The organism is Flavobacterium sp. J49, assembly GCF_011742145.1.
Lineage (GTDB): Bacteria > Bacteroidota > Bacteroidia > Flavobacteriales > Flavobacteriaceae > Flavobacterium.
Genome location: NZ_JAAQQU010000104.1, coordinates 234,939 through 249,729, shown reverse-complemented (window position 1 = coordinate 249,729; position 14,791 = coordinate 234,939). Strand labels below are relative to the sequence as shown.

Annotated in this window: 12 protein-coding genes; 3 read left to right on the top strand and 9 right to left on the bottom strand. The window is 38.6% G+C overall.

Going from position 1 to position 14,791, the window contains the following annotated elements; genetic code table 11:
• Nucleotides 1-5 precede the first annotated feature (5 nt).
• From HA632_RS07600 to HA632_RS07575, 6 genes are all read right to left on the bottom strand, one after another.
• On the bottom strand, nucleotides 6-842 hold the full coding sequence (locus HA632_RS07600) for an endonuclease/exonuclease/phosphatase family protein (protein ID WP_176306592.1): 837 nt from the start codon (nucleotides 840-842) through the stop codon (nucleotides 6-8).
• 109 nt (nucleotides 843-951) lie between these two features.
• Nucleotides 952-1,713, bottom strand: a complete 762-nt coding sequence (locus HA632_RS07595; protein ID WP_171221385.1) for a succinate dehydrogenase/fumarate reductase iron-sulfur subunit — start codon at nucleotides 1,711-1,713, stop codon at nucleotides 952-954.
• A gap of 7 nt (nucleotides 1,714-1,720) precedes the next feature.
• Nucleotides 1,721-3,730: a fumarate reductase/succinate dehydrogenase flavoprotein subunit gene (locus HA632_RS07590; protein WP_176306591.1), complete on the bottom strand. Its 2,010-nt coding sequence runs from the start codon at nucleotides 3,728-3,730 to the stop codon at nucleotides 1,721-1,723.
• 18 nt (nucleotides 3,731-3,748) lie between these two features.
• Nucleotides 3,749-4,588 carry a succinate dehydrogenase cytochrome b subunit gene (locus HA632_RS07585; protein WP_176306590.1) on the bottom strand — a complete coding sequence of 280 codons (840 nt, stop codon included), beginning with the start codon at nucleotides 4,586-4,588 and terminating at the stop codon, nucleotides 3,749-3,751.
• A 161-nt stretch (nucleotides 4,589-4,749) separates the two neighbouring features.
• Nucleotides 4,750-5,625: a hypothetical protein gene (locus HA632_RS07580; RefSeq protein WP_176306589.1), complete on the bottom strand. Its 876-nt coding sequence runs from the start codon at nucleotides 5,623-5,625 to the stop codon at nucleotides 4,750-4,752.
• Nucleotides 5,626-5,711: 86 nt separating this feature from the next.
• On the bottom strand, nucleotides 5,712-6,563 hold the full coding sequence (locus tag HA632_RS07575; protein ID WP_176306588.1) for a ChaN family lipoprotein: 852 nt from the start codon (nucleotides 6,561-6,563) through the stop codon (nucleotides 5,712-5,714).
• An 87-nt stretch (nucleotides 6,564-6,650) separates the two neighbouring features.
• Between HA632_RS07575 and HA632_RS07570 the strand changes: the two genes are divergently transcribed.
• From HA632_RS07570 to HA632_RS07560, 3 genes are all read left to right on the top strand, one after another.
• Nucleotides 6,651-7,247, top strand: coding sequence for a Crp/Fnr family transcriptional regulator (locus HA632_RS07570; protein WP_176306587.1), 597 nt, complete (start codon nucleotides 6,651-6,653; stop codon nucleotides 7,245-7,247).
• Between the two features lie 173 nt (nucleotides 7,248-7,420).
• Nucleotides 7,421-8,713 carry an aminopeptidase P family protein gene (locus tag HA632_RS07565; RefSeq protein WP_176306586.1) on the top strand — a complete coding sequence of 431 codons (1,293 nt, stop codon included), beginning with the start codon at nucleotides 7,421-7,423 and terminating at the stop codon, nucleotides 8,711-8,713.
• Between the two features lie 419 nt (nucleotides 8,714-9,132).
• On the top strand, nucleotides 9,133-9,915 hold the full coding sequence (locus tag HA632_RS07560; protein ID WP_176307162.1) for an alpha/beta fold hydrolase: 783 nt from the start codon (nucleotides 9,133-9,135) through the stop codon (nucleotides 9,913-9,915).
• Between the two features lie 107 nt (nucleotides 9,916-10,022).
• Here HA632_RS07560 and HA632_RS07555 read toward each other — a convergent pair whose 3' ends face one another.
• From HA632_RS07555 to HA632_RS07545, 3 genes are all read right to left on the bottom strand, one after another.
• Nucleotides 10,023-10,436, bottom strand: coding sequence for a GxxExxY protein (locus tag HA632_RS07555; protein ID WP_176306585.1), 414 nt, complete (start codon nucleotides 10,434-10,436; stop codon nucleotides 10,023-10,025).
• A 118-nt stretch (nucleotides 10,437-10,554) separates the two neighbouring features.
• Nucleotides 10,555-13,314 (bottom strand): PD-(D/E)XK nuclease family protein, encoded by a 2,760-nt coding sequence (locus HA632_RS07550; protein WP_176306584.1) that lies wholly within the window; start codon nucleotides 13,312-13,314, stop codon nucleotides 10,555-10,557.
• 64 nt (nucleotides 13,315-13,378) lie between these two features.
• Nucleotides 13,379-14,773 (bottom strand): OmpA family protein, encoded by a 1,395-nt coding sequence (locus HA632_RS07545; protein ID WP_176306583.1) that lies wholly within the window; start codon nucleotides 14,771-14,773, stop codon nucleotides 13,379-13,381.
• Nucleotides 14,774-14,791 lie beyond the last annotated feature (18 nt).

Below are 14,791 nucleotides of genomic sequence, written 5' to 3'. Positions count from 1 at the left end.
TTTGGTTAAATTTTAAGTTCAATATAAACCGGCAAATGATCTGAAGGGTATTTTAGGTCTTTGGAATCGCTAAGAATCGCATATTTCGCTACTTTAAACGGATTGTCTTTGGACAAAAAGATATAATCAATGCGCTTGGTAACGGCTTCGTTGTGTTTGAAACCATTAAATGTACCGCTTGGCCCAAAAGGTTTTTCTTTGCCGATATCTTGACTATCGAGCATTTCTTTTTTGAGATTGATGATTCGCTCTTCATTAGGTTCAGAATTGAAATCACCCATCAAAAAAACAGGATAGTTTTTAGTGTTAAGTGTTTTGATTTTGGACAGGATTAAAAGAATGGAATTCGTTCTTGCCAATTCGCCCATGTGGTCTAAATGGGTGTTGAAAACCCAGAATGTTTGTTTGGTTTGGTTGTCTTTGAACAAAGCATAGGTACAAACACGATTGAGTGCAGCATCCCAACCCTTGGAGATTTTATCGGGTGTTTCGGAAAGCCAAAAGGTATTTTCCTGCAATAGTTTAAATCGGTCTTTTTTATAAAATATATTGGATGATTCGCCTTTTCCTATACCATCTCTGCCAATACCAACGTAAGTATAATTCGGAAGCATTGTACCAATATCAGTCACTTGATGAGGTAAAGCTTCCTGTATCCCAAAGATATCGGGTTCGTAGAATGTTACTTGAGATGCCCAATAGTCTTTACGGTTTAGCCAAGCATTTTCACCATCAGAAGCGATGTCTAGTCGAATATTATAAGTCATTAATCTTAATTTCTGTGCCGAAGAGGTAGCATTAAAAATCAAAAGCAACAATAATGAAAAGAGTGTTTTTTTCATTCGGAATGAAGTTGATAGTTTGTTACTGTAAATATACTTGATTTGATTTTACGGCATAAAAAAACGCATCCAAATTAATGAATGCGTTCTATATTTTAACAAGTTGGAATTACTTCAAACTGGCTTTTAAATATTCTCTGTTCATACGGGCGATGTTTTCTAAAGAGATGCCTTTCGGACATTCTACTTCACACGCACCGGTATTGGTACAGTTTCCGAATCCTTCTTCGTCCATTTGACGTACCATGTTTAATACACGTTGCGTAGCTTCCACTTTCCCTTGTGGTAATAAAGCGTATTGCGATACTTTAGCACCAACGAACAACATAGCGGAACCATTTTTACAAGTGGCTACACAAGCGCCACAACCGATACAAGCAGCCGCTTCAAAAGCTCTGTCAGCGTCGTGTTTTGGCACCGGAGTTGCGTTAGCGTCAATGGTTCTTCCGGAAGTATTTACCGAAACGAAACCACCGGCTTGTTGGATTCTGTCAAAAGCACTACGATCTACCACTAAATCTTTTACCACCGGGAAAGCTTTACTTCTCCAAGGTTCAATATAAATGGTATCGCCGTCATTGAATTTACGCATGTGCAACTGACAAGTCGTTGTGCCGGTATCCGGACCGTGAGCACGACCGTTGATGTATAAAGAACACATCCCACAAATGCCTTCGCGGCAATCGTGGTCAAAGGCTACCGGTTCTTTTTTCTCGTTGATTAATTGCTCGTTCAATTGGTCTAACATTTCCAAAAATGAACTCGCAGTAGAAACATTATCTAATTTATAAGTTTCTATTTGACCTTTGGCTTTAGCGTTTTTTTGACGCCAAATTTTAAGGGTTATATTGATGTTTTTTGCTGCAGACATAATGTAATTATTTGTAGTTTCTAGCGGCTATTTTGATAAACTCGTATTTCAATTCCTCTTTGTGAAGGTTTTCTTTGCTGATGTCGTAGCCCATGTATTCCCAAGCGCTTACGAAAGCAAAGTTTTCATCATCACGAAGCGTTTCTCCTTCAGCATCTTGGTATTCTTCACGGAAGTGACCACCACAAGATTCTTTACGTTGCAACGCATCCATGGCCATTAATTGTCCTAAATCAATAAAGTCGGCTACGCGAAGTGCTTTTTCCAATTCAGGATTCAATTCGTCTGAACTTCCAGGAACGTAAACGTCTTTGTAGAATTCTTCTTTTAGCGCAGCGATTTCTTCGATGGCTTCTTTCAATCCTTTTTCGTTACGGGCCATCCCTACTTTGTTCCACATAATCAAACCTAAACGTTTGTGGAAATGGTCTACTGATTTGGTTCCGTTATTGTTTAAGAATTTATTGATGGCTTCTTTCACACTGTTTTCCGCTTCAGCGAATTCAGGAGAATCGGTTGAAATTTTTCCGGTTCTGATTTCGTCGGCCAAATAGTTAGAAACCGTGTATGGCAATACAAAATAACCATCGGCCAAACCTTGCATCAAAGCAGAAGCCCCTAATCTGTTGGCTCCGTGGTCAGAGAAATTGGCTTCTCCGGCAACGAAACAACCCGGAATAGTGGATTGTAAATTATAATCTACCCAAACACCACCCATAGTGTAGTGAACCGCCGGATAAATTTTCATTGGCGTTTCGTATGGATTCTCGTCGGTGATTTTTTCATACATCGCGAAAAGGTTCCCGTATTTTTCTTCCAACCATTTTTTCCCCAATTTGGTCACTTCTTCCGCTGACGGATTGTGGTTTCCTTGTGAGTAAGCCGCTTGGCGACCTTTGGTTTGAATTTCGGTCGAGAAATCTAAGTAAACGCCTTCGTTAGTGTCGTTGGCTTCAATTCCGTAACCTTCATCACAACGCTCTTTGGCCGCTCTCGAAGCAACGTCACGTGGGACTAAGTTTCCGAAAGCCGGATATCTTCTTTCTAAGAAATAATCTCTGTCTTCTTCTTTAAGTTGGGTTGGTTTTAATTTCCCGGCACGAATCGCTTCGGCATCTTCTTTTTTCTTCGGCACCCAAATTCTACCGGAGTTACGCAATGATTCCGACATCAAAGTCAGTTTCGATTGGTTTACCCCGTGAACCGGAATACAAGTTGGGTGAATTTGCACAAAACAAGGATTGGCGAATAATGCGCCTCTTTTGTGAACTTTCCAACTGGCGGTAACGTTACTTCCCATGGCATTGGTTGAAAGGAAGTAAACATTTCCATAACCACCTGAAGCTATAATTACAGCATGAGCCGAATGTCTTTCTAATTCTCCGGTAACCAAGTTACGGGCGATGATTCCACGTGCTTTACCGTCAACTTTTACCAAGTCTAACATTTCGTGACGGTTGAACATTTGCACGTTACCAATTCCAATTTGTCTTGACAAAGCAGAATATGCACCTAGTAATAATTGTTGTCCGGTTTGTCCGGCTGCATAAAACGTACGTTGCACTTGGGTTCCACCAAAAGAACGGTTGTCTAACATTCCGCCGTAATCGCGGGCAAAAGGAACGCCTTGAGCCACACATTGGTCAATGATATTAGCCGAAACCTCAGCCAAACGGTGAACGTTGGCTTCACGGGCTCTGTAGTCACCACCTTTGATGGTGTCGTAAAATAATCGGTAAGTACTGTCGCCGTCATTTTGGTAATTTTTGGCGGCGTTGATTCCACCTTGAGCGGCAATAGAGTGTGCTCTTCTTGGAGAGTCTTGGAAACAAAATGCTTTTACATTATATCCCATTTCTCCTAATGAAGCGGCAGCAGAAGCACCGGCCAAACCGGTTCCGACAACGATGATATCGATTTTCGGACGGTTATTGGGAGCAACTAGTTTTAAATGATTTTTATGATTAGTCCATTTCTCTGAAATAGAACCTTCTGGTATTTTAGAATCTAACTTCATGATGTATACTGATGTTGATTATTTTAGGAAAAAGTGAATGTAAACCGGAATGGCAGCGAATAATAGCGGAACTATAATGGCAAATGCTTTTCCGAAGCCTTTGATGGCCGGAGTATACTTAGGGTTGTTTAAACCAAGTGATTGGAAAGCACTTTGGAAACCGTGAAGTAAGTGGAAAGCCAAGACAAACATAGCAATTACATAGGCAATGGTGGCAATCAAACCGGTTTTAGGGTCTTTAAAAAAGGCTACCGTGATTTTGTGCAAGTCTTTGTAACCGTCACCCATTTTTACATTGGCAATTTTATTGTAAAATTCTGTTTTGTTTCTGATTTCTAATCCCATTTGCTGCAACTGAGCGGTATCTGTCGGGAAAAATTTTCCATTGTCGGTAGTGATGTAGTAATCCATCTTTTGCCCCATTTGATCTACTGTGATGGTTTGCAAAGGCATTTTTTCGTCAAAATGCATCACCGCCCAAAAGTTGACCATGTGCGTTACAATAAAAACCAAAATCAATGTTCCCAAAACCGCCATGTTTCTGGAAGAAAAACTGCTGTTTTTAGAAGGATTGTTTTTGGCGTACCCAATTGGTCGCGCTTTTACGTTTTGATAAGTCAACAAAAATCCATCAACAGCGTGGAATAGAATTGAAATGTAAGTTAGGTAAGAAAGAATTTTTACTGCCGGATTAGAGGTCATGAACAACGCATACTTATTGAACGCTGAAGCATCGCTAAAAATTAATTGAAGATTTCCTGCTAAGTGACCTGCTAAAAACAAGCATAAAAATAAACCTGTAAGAGCCATCCAATATTTTTTTGCCAAGGACGACTTTAAAAGTGCAGATTTTGCCATAATTGTGTATAATTTGTTTAAAAAAATCAGACAAAAATACACCTATTTGGTATTAACTACAACCTTTTCGCAGTAATTTATAATGAATTTAAAGTGGGTTTAACAGTTGTTGATTTTCAAAGGTTTAAATGGCTTTTTTGAGCCAAAAAACTTAAACAAAATTACCGCACATAGCTCGGAATTAAACCTCTTAATCCCATATCAACCACATTTTCTCCAATGGAAGGTTCAAATTTTCCGTCAGCAGTAACTTCTTGCCATTCAAAACTGTTATTGATGGAAAGGGAAAGCGTAATCACGATATCATCGGTTTCGTTGCCGTTAATTACTAAATTCGAGGCAAATTTTCCGGTTACCACACAAGTGTTTAGGTTTCTGGGAATCGGAGAAGTAGCTTCAATCGGATTGGGAACCGTTGTGGTTCCGGCCGGCGCTTGTCCGGAAGAAGAATAAGGTTGGTTGTTCAGTCCAAAGGCCCAATAACCTTGTGCTCTGTTGCCATTGACTTGAAAAATATTATTACCAATATTAAATTCGGTTATGTAGGTATTGAACCCTACAAAACTGGCTAAAGTTCCCGTATAATCCACATTCTGATGGCGAATATTAATTTGGTAATTCTGATAAGACAAGGAAACACGCATCCATTCATAGCTTCCGGCAGCTACTTCACTTAAAGGAATTTTCAAAAATGTTTCTCCTTCGGCTACAATTTTAGATTGATTAAAATCGATGGCTGTTGCACCACCAAGATTGGTTTCCGGAGCGTGATAGAGTATGGTTCCGGTACCCAATTGTGTATTGGCATTCGGAGCTAGCTCAATATAATGGGAAGAAATCGTGTTGAAAACAGGTGATTGAGCAGCATTGCCGGGCGCAACGGCAGTAGGTTGTCCCAAATTATTCAACCGTATTTGATTTTCATCAAACTGAAACTTGATGATCAACATCGGTTCTTCGGGAGCGCTATCGCTACTGCACGAAAAGAACGGTATCGCAGCGACAAGGAAGATTAAAAGAATATAAACTTTTTTCATTGGATTTTGATTTTTTCCGCTACGCTCCAAACAATTTGGTGGCGTCTCGGTTGATTGATTTTTGATTGATTTATGTTAAGACGATGTTAATGTGTTTTTGTTACATCTTCATCTATAACGAGAATATAGTCTGCTTTATTATACTCTTCGGGCATTATTTTTTCTAAATCTTTTTGCTCAATTGTTGCAATGGTGATTATTTCCAGATTTGGCGAGGCTTTTTTCAAATACCAACCAATTCCTTCAAAGTTGTCCGAATGATAAGTGCCGTTATAATGTACGAAAATAGCATCCGGTTTTAAATGCTGTAGAATAAAGTGTGCCATAGTTGCATCTTTACTGGCTTGTGCTTTCGGCATATTCGGACTCGCATGATCACCCATCATTTTGATCATGTTGACATAACCCGGCAAATTTTCGTCGTAAGCAATAGGTAATGGCGCAATCCAGGTTTTTTCTTCCGCGGTCAAAGTTTCTAAAACCTCAAATCCTTTTTTGGAAACCATAGACGCATACCTTCTGGGAATATTCGTGGCAATAAACGGAAACTTATTTGCTGCCGCAAAATCAACTAATGGTTTGTAATCGGTTTTGTAATTGGGCCAAAGTCGCGCCGTTGTATCCAATTGCTTTTGGTTGATTTCTCCTTTCAAGTATTGATCCAACTGTTTTTGATTATCGGCTTCGAGCATTTCCGCACCAAGGACCAACGGCTTTTTCTCAGCCAAATCTTTCGTCAATTCCAATTGTAACCAATGCACCACCGAATTGTTATGGTATTCGCCAAACAAAACCACTTGCGCTTTTTCGGCCGCCTTGAGCAGTTTTCCATAGGTTACTTTTTTGCCTTTTTTGTCAAACAATTGATAAGCCTTTTTGTCCTGAGCCAAAACACCAAAACAAAACAATAATGCGAGGAATAGTGAAACCTTTTTCATGGGAAGATTTTTGTTTAAAATTATTCATTAATGAGCGAATAAAAAAATGTGACCCAAAAAAGAATATTTTTGTAATTCACTTTACCCATGAAAACACCAAACGACAACACAGCTTTTTTAGAGTATCTGCGTCATTTTATACATGATTCGGATATGCATTTGGAAACACAACTTTCCAAAATCGCCAATCGTTTCAAGGTGTTGACTTTAAAAAAGAACCAACTTTTAGTAGATGAAAACCAAGTTTGTCCCTATTTCTGTTATGTCGAAAGCGGGATTTTGCAACACGCCATTTTAGTCGAAGCCGAAGAAAAAACCACTTATTTAGCCTTGCGCAATTCGGTTACGTCGTCTTTAAACAGTTTCCTCAATAGAATTCCGTCGCGAAAAAGCATCAAAGCTTTGGTAGATTGTCAACTATGGGTAATCGATTTGGAAAATTTTAAAGATTTATCGACCAACAATCAAGCTTTCCAACAGTTTTACCACAACTTAATCGAAAAACAAATCATGTTGATTGACGATTATCGCATCGATTTACTGACGTTAACTCCCGAAGAACGGTATAAAAAACTATTGGCCACCGAACCTAAATTACTACAAGAAGTTCCGCTTCATTACTTGGCTTCCTTTCTCGGCATCTCTAACCGACACATGAGTCGCATCCGAAAAAATAGTCTTTAAATTTTACCGCAGATTCGCAAATTAAAAAGGAAATAAAATTTGCGAATCTGCGGTTAATAAAAAATAACGCCATTTGGCGTATGTTTGATTTTCCTCTTTCCTTAGCTTTGTAAGGAGTAAAAGGATTGTCTTTTTGCTAATCACTAATTACGAATCACTAATTACTTAGAAAAATGAAATACCATCCAATAGACCGCGATTTATTTGTAAAAAACAGAGCCAAATTCACCGCACAAATGAAACCGAATAGTGTAGCGGTTTTCAATTCGAATGACATTTATCCGGTTTCGGCCGATAGTACTTTGCCTTTTGCGCAGCACCGAGATATTTTTTACTTATCGGGTGTTGACCAGGAGGAAAGCATCTTATTGCTTTTTCCGGATGCGCCGTATGAGCATTTGAAGCAAATTTTATTCTTAAAAGAAACCAACGAGCACATTGCCATTTGGGAAGGCGAGAAGCTTACCAAAGACAGAGCGTTTGAAGTGTCAGGCATCAAATCGGTGATTTGGTTGCAGGATTTTCACAAAACGTTGAAAGAAATCATGGCTTATGCCGATACGATTTACATCAACACGAATGAGCATTACAGAGCTTCCATCGAAACCGAAACCCGTGAAGCGCGTTTTGTCAAATGGTGGAAAGAAAACTATCCGGCGCATAAAGTCGAAAAATCCAACCCAATTTTACAAAGATTGCGTTCGGTAAAAGAAAGCGAAGAATTGGATTTAATCCAAAAAGCGTGTGACATTACCGAAAAAGGTTTCCGCAGAGTCTTGAATTTCACCAAACCCAACGTAATGGAATACGAAATCGAAGCCGAGTTTGCGCACGAATTCCTAATCAACCGTTCGAAAGGGTTTGCCTACACACCAATCATTGCGTCAGGAAATAACGCCAATGTGTTGCATTACATTGAAAACAACCAACAATGCAAAGCCGGCGATTTATTGCTGTTAGACGTTGGTGCCGAATATGCCAACTATTCCAGCGATATGACCAGAACGATTCCGGTTTCGGGAAAATTTAATGATCGCCAAAAAGCAGTTTACAATGCCGTGTTGCGCGTGAAAAACGAAGCCACTAAAATGTTAGTGCCCGGCAATTATTGGAAACAATACCACGTTGAGGTAGGCAAAATCATGACGTCAGAATTGTTAGGCTTAGGCCTAATCGACAAGGCCGATGTTCAAAACGAAAACCCGGATTGGCCGGCGTATAAAAAATATTTCATGCACGGAACCTCACACCACATGGGATTAGACACCCACGATTACGGTTTATTGCACGAACCAATGCAAGCCAATATGGTCTTCACCGTTGAACCGGGAATCTACATTCCGGCGGAAGGTTTCGGAATCCGTCTCGAAGATGATGTGGTGATTCAGGAAAAAGGAGAACCGTTTAACTTAATGAGAAACATTCCGATTGAGGTAGAGGAGATTGAGAGTTTGATGAATTCCTAATTAAGGGAATAGGAATAAGAAATAAGGGAAAAGACGGCTCACGATTGTGGGTCGTTTTTTTTAACCACAAAAGGCACAAAGTAAAACAAAGACACAAAACATTCCTTTGTGACTTTTGAATGTCTTTTGATTCTTTTGTGGTTAAGCCTAACAAAGAGTTTTGTTAACCATCTTTTCTCATCAGTTTCTTCCGGTTTATGCCATACATTCGTTATAGATACGTCATATTTAAAGCGTATATATAGCGTATATATAGCGTGTTTATAGCGTGTTTATAGCGTGTTTATAGCGTATATACGTCTAGTATAACTTGACCTAATCCCGTGCCAATAGGTACTTTACCCCATAATTTATCAACAAACATTCGTCCATTCATCCCAAAAAACTATTTTTGAAGCGTAAACCACAAGTACTCCGTGATTAAAACCATCACCTATAAAAACACCAAAATCTCTTATACCGACCAAGGCAAAGGCACGGCGGTGGTATTATTGCACGGTTTTCTTGAGAATAAAACCATGTGGGACGCTTTTGTGCCGGAATTGGCCAAGAAGCACCGCGTCATTACGGTCGATTTACTCGGTCATGGCGAAACAGAATGTCTCGGGTACGTTCACGTGATGGAAGACCAAGCCGATATGTTGTTCGCGCTGTTCTTGCATTTAAAAATTCGGAAAGTAGTTCTCGTTGGACATTCTATGGGCGGTTATGTGGCTTTGGCTTTCGCCGAATTGTATCCCGATCACATGAAAGGCTTGTTCTTGTTGAATTCCACTTCTCGAGCCGACAGCGACGAGCGTAAAACCAATCGCGACCGTGCGGTAGTTTGTGTCAAACAAAATTACAGCGCTTTTGTCAGCATGTCCATCGCCAATTTATTTGCCGAAGACAACCGCGAACGCTTAGCCGATGAAATCGAAAAGGTGAAAGAACAAGCGCTAAAAACACCATTACAAGGTATTGTCGCGGCTTTAGAAGGCATGAAAATCCGTAAAGACCGAGAAGTCATCTTGCATTTTGCGCCCTATCCGTTGCACTTGGTTTTAGGTCAAAAAGACGGTGTTTTGATTTATGAAGATAACTTGGAACAATTAGAAGGCACCAAAGTCGAACTCACCACTTTCCCCGACGGTCACATGAGCCATATTGAAAACGAGGCGGCATTGCTGAAAGTGTTGTTGAATTTCTTGAAGAAAGTTTAGTTGTTTTAATTACATTTCTTTTGTGTCTTTATCTTTCTTTATGCCTTTTGTGGTTCAATTTTTTTCAACCACAAAAGAATCAAAAAGCTTTTCAAAAGGCACAAAGTTTAATCCTCTAAGTCTTTGAAATACTCGTTTACAAATGTTTTTTGTCCTTCTTTGAATAAGTTTACTGTATGGAAATTGAATAAAATTCCTTTAGGAGCTTCCAATAATTTCATGTAAGTTAATAATTGTGCATGATGAATTGGAGCAATGGTTTCAATAGCTTTGAGTTCAATAACGATACAGTTTTCTACAAAAAAATCACATCTTAAATCGGTTTCTAATTCAATTCCTTTGAATTGTATGGGGACTAATAATTCTGATTGAAATGAAATGCCTCTTTCGGTTAGTTCTTTTTTCAAACATTTGTGATAAACACTTTCTAACAATCCCGGGCCTAAAAATTTATGAACTTCAATAGCAGCACCATTTATCTGATAAGTTAAATCGGTAAGATAGGATTTTGTCAAATTCATAATCTTTGTGTCTTTATCTTTCTTTATGCCTTTTGTGGTTCAATTTTTTTCAACCACAAAAGAATCAAAGTTTATCAAAAGCCACAAAGTTGTTTTTGATGTGTCTTTGGGGTTAAAATTAATTAATCTTTTCCTCAAAATTATAATTTATATCAAAAATTTCTTGCAATAAAACCACAATCTGTTCTACATAAGCTTCCATGATTTCAGGCGAAATGACCTCCGCTACTTCTTTATCCTGCTTGAAATTAAACGGTAAAAACCCCGATTTTAAATTCTTAAACGAAATGATACCGGCCTCAATGTCGTGACCTTTGGCTTGTTCTTCATACATAAAAGCATAAGCCAAAATCTGAATGATTTTATCGTTTTTGATATCTTCGGTTAAGCCGTTCCAGTCTTTTAACGTAACACTTTTTTGCTCAACTTTACCGGTTTTATAATCGATGATTCTGACTTTACCGTTGCGGAGTTCGATTCGGTCTACGTTTCCTTTAATTAATACCGGGAAAGGCAAACGAGTGTCTTCTAAAGTTCTTTCATAGGTTTGTTCCAAAGCGATGATTTGTACTTCATCACCTTTTTCCAAAGCTTCTATTTCGAGTTTGAGAAAATTATACACATTCCGTTTAGCCACTTCAAAAGCCAATAGGTTTCGACCTTTCTTGATTTCGCCTTCTTTGTACACTTCTTTGAATTGATTCAGGACTTCATCTTCTATTTTTTGGAAACAACTTTCAATATCAACTTTCGTCAAAATCCTTCCGATAAAAGGTTTGTATAACGCTTCTAAAGCGCCGTGAATTATCGTTCCCAAAGTATTTACGGCAATATTTTCTTCCACTTCATCGGTTTCGGAAATGCGCAACACGCGTTGGAAATAAAACTGTATCGGATTGCGGATATAAGTCGTTAATGAGGAAGGAGAGAACCCTTTTTCGGCAATTTCGCGCAAGCGGGTTAAAACACTTTCAGTTTTGGGAACAACTATCGGTTGGTGTGCAATATTCGGCACATTCGGATTGTAATATTGAAACGTTAGATTGTGATTCGGTTGTTTTTCAACTTCCAATTGGGTAATGAAACGGCTTTTTTCTCCGGCATCAAAACCTTCACTGTCGGCATTGTAGATGAGGTAAATATTTTTGGCACGCTGTAGCAAATGATAAAAGTGATACGTATAAATCGCGTCTTTTTCTTTGTACGTGGGCAATTTCAATTCTTTCTTCACATCATACGGAATAAACGAATTGGTGCTTTTTCCTGCCGGAAATTTGCCTTCGTTGACTGAGGTGATGATTACGGTTTCAAAATCGAGCACACGACTTTCTAAAACACCCATGATTTGCAAACCGTCTAATGGTTCGCCTTCAAAGGAAACTTCGGCAAGGTCAATCACTTGTTTGTAAATGGCGTGTAACGTTTTGATGTCGTCTATGTTTTGGTGTTCGCCAAAATAAGAGGTCATTTTGTTAATCACTTTAAACACCGAATAAACAAACGCATTCGTGATTTTTTCCTCTTCGTTGTCGTAACTCAGGTTGGCTTTGATTTGGAGTAGAATCTGTGATAAATTCTCTAAAACCGTTACTGAATTGGTATCCCATTTTTGAAATAACATTCGAAACAAACTATTGTCTTGAGTGAATAATTCCTCGAGTTTTTTATGCGTAATGAAAGTATAATTGTTTTTGTTGATGCGATTAACCAATTCGCCCGCATAGACATAAGGTTCAATCAACGGATGTGTCAAAATATCGAGTACATCTTTGTAGTACATCACATAACCGCTCGGATTTCTGGATAAAGCGTTGGAATGCAGTTTGAACAATTTAGCAATTAACAATTGAGCAGGATTGTTTTTACTGGAAAATCCCATAGTTACGTTTAAAGCGTTTACGCTATCGGGTAACGAATGCAACAACGGCAACAATAAATTTTCTTCGCCCAAAACCACGGCAACATTTTGTAGATTGGCATTGTTTTCAGCGCTATATTTTTCAATAATACTTCCGGTAATTTTGGCTTGCCCTATTGATTTGGATGTCGCAATGACTTGTACGTTTTTGGCTTCTGTAAAATCATTGACAATCCATTCGTAAGGATGTGTTTTATAGTAAATCCATTCTGATTTGAATTTTCTTTGGAATAAACCGGCATCGTGAAACGAATCGTGAAGCAAAGTCTCGTCGATATCCCAATAGATTTTGGCTTTGTCTAAGGCCAATAAATGTTGGATGATTTTTTCTTCGGCTTGGTTTAATGCGTTGAAACCTGCAAAAAGGTATTGGCTAGTATTGTTTTCAGAAAAGTGATCCAGATTTCCAACGGCTTCTCGATAAATTAAACCTTGATAGCCGACGCCATTGTTAAGTAGAAAATTATAAAATGAATGATAATATTCAGGTAATTTTTTCCAGAAAATCAGATAGTTTTCAATGAGTTCGGTTCGCTTTTCAATATCAACAGCCCAATGTTCAATTTCCTTTATGTTTTCAAGGTATTTTAAAACTTTGTCGGGTTCAAGTAGATAGCGGTCGATTTCGTTGAAATCCTGGAGTAGCGTTTTAGCCCAATTGGCAAAGGTCTCAAAGGATTCTTGCTGGTCTTTTTCGGTAACCGAAAGATAGACCTCATAGAATTCGAAAAGCAATTCAACATTATCAATAGAACGAATCCCTGCCATATCTTGTATAAAATCTTCTATGCTGATGATTTCGGGGGCGAAGACATTATTGGGCACCAATTTCTTTAGTGCTTCCAGCAGAAACACTTTGGCTCTTTTATTGGGTAAAATCACCACCAAATCCAATAAAGAATTGGAATGATTTTTTAGAATTTCCTGTGCGAGTTGGTAAAGAAACGTTGGCTTTGACATTGTATAAAAATAAAAAAACGCCCCGAACTTCGGAGCGTTTTTTAGAATTATTTTGAGAGGAAAATTATTTTACTAATTTCACTTCTACTCTTCTGTTGTTAGCTTTACCAGCTTTAGTTTTGTTAGTGTCGATTGGTTTAGACTCTCCGAAACCAGCTGAAGACAATCTTGAAGCAGCAATACCGTTTTCAATTAAGTAATTTTTAACGGCTGCAGCTCTGTTTTCAGATAATGTTTGGTTAGCAGCATCTTTACCATCGCTATCAGTGTGACCTTCGATTGAGAAGTTAGAGTTTGGATACTCTTTCAAGATAGCCACAATAGCTTGTAATACTGGGTAAGTTTGTTGTTGGAATGAAGCTTTACCGCTATCAAATAAGATAGTTTTAGCATAGTCATTCAATCTCTTAATAGCTTCTTCAGTAACTTCAGGACAACCATTGTTAGCAGCAGTACCTTTTACATCCGGACATCTGTCGTCTTTGTCAAGTACGTTGTCACCATCTCTATCTGGCCAAGGACAACCTCCGTTTTCTTTCGGACCTTTAACATCTTTACATTTGTCTTCTTTGTCTTGAACTCCGTCACCGTCAGTATCAGGACATCCACCGAAAGCTTTTAAACCGGCTACTTCAGGACAAGCATCAACATTATCAGCAATTCCGTCACCGTCAGTATCAGGACAACCGTTAAATTCTACTGGTCCAGCAATTTCAGGACAAGCATCTTTGCTGTTTTCGATTCCGTCACCGTCAGTATCAGGACAACCGTTAAATTGTTTTAAACCTGCTTCATCCGGACAAGCATCGTCTTTATCATAGATACCGTCTCCATCTTTGTCAGAACCTCCAAATTTGAAAGTAAGACCTGCAAAGTGTTGGGTGTGAGAAGGCATGTCAGCACGAGTGTCTTCGAAAGAATGTTTGTATGTTGTACGGTATGATAAACCAATGGTTTCAGTGAACCAGTAAGTTAATCCTAAACCACCATTTAACGTTCCTGCACTTGAATCATCTCCTAACCAAGTGTAACCTCCACCAAAATTGATAGATGGGTCAAGTTTTTTAGAATTAATTAAATTCATTAAGCTATAGGTAATAACACCATCAACAGCATAATAATTTAAATCACCCGGATTAACTACTTCGTATGGTCCGTTGTTAACTCTTGGCAATACGAACTTAGTAATTTTGTTCATCGATCCCGTAACTCCAAAAGTGAAATTACCGCCAATGTGTTTAGATACACTTACAAATGATACAGTAGGAAGGATGTTCCAGTTGTCTGTAGCATTGAAATACTGAGAGAATTGATCTTCTAATTTTGATGCAGCACTTACTCTGGTATCTACTGCGTTAACCCCAAACGATACTGCCCAAGGATTGTTGCCGTCTTGAGCTTGGGTGCTTAAGCCAGCTAACATTAGCATAGCAACGAATAATTTGTTAAGATGTTTCATACTTAAATTGATTAGATT

Excerpts from the sequence above, each read along its gene's own strand:
- HA632_RS07575 (WP_176306588.1), bottom strand. The coding sequence starts at position 6,563 with ATGAAAAAGGTTTCACTATTCCTCGCATTATTGTTTTGTTTTGGTGTT.
- HA632_RS07590 (WP_176306591.1), bottom strand. The coding sequence starts at position 3,730 with ATGAAGTTAGATTCTAAAATACCAGAAGGTTCTATTTCAGAGAAATGG.
- HA632_RS07545 (WP_176306583.1), bottom strand. The coding sequence starts at position 14,773 with ATGAAACATCTTAACAAATTATTCGTTGCTATGCTAATGTTAGCTGGC.
- HA632_RS07555 (WP_176306585.1), bottom strand. The coding sequence starts at position 10,436 with ATGAATTTGACAAAATCCTATCTTACCGATTTAACTTATCAGATAAAT.
- HA632_RS07595 (WP_171221385.1), bottom strand. The coding sequence starts at position 1,713 with ATGTCTGCAGCAAAAAACATCAATATAACCCTTAAAATTTGGCGTCAA.
- HA632_RS07585 (WP_176306590.1), bottom strand. The coding sequence starts at position 4,588 with ATGGCAAAATCTGCACTTTTAAAGTCGTCCTTGGCAAAAAAATATTGG.
- HA632_RS07580 (WP_176306589.1), bottom strand. The coding sequence starts at position 5,625 with ATGAAAAAAGTTTATATTCTTTTAATCTTCCTTGTCGCTGCGATACCG.
- HA632_RS07565 (WP_176306586.1), top strand. The coding sequence starts at position 7,421 with ATGAAATACCATCCAATAGACCGCGATTTATTTGTAAAAAACAGAGCC.
- HA632_RS07550 (WP_176306584.1), bottom strand. The coding sequence starts at position 13,314 with ATGTCAAAGCCAACGTTTCTTTACCAACTCGCACAGGAAATTCTAAAA.
- HA632_RS07570 (WP_176306587.1), top strand. The coding sequence starts at position 6,651 with ATGAAAACACCAAACGACAACACAGCTTTTTTAGAGTATCTGCGTCAT.
- HA632_RS07600 (WP_176306592.1), bottom strand. The coding sequence starts at position 842 with ATGAAAAAAACACTCTTTTCATTATTGTTGCTTTTGATTTTTAATGCT.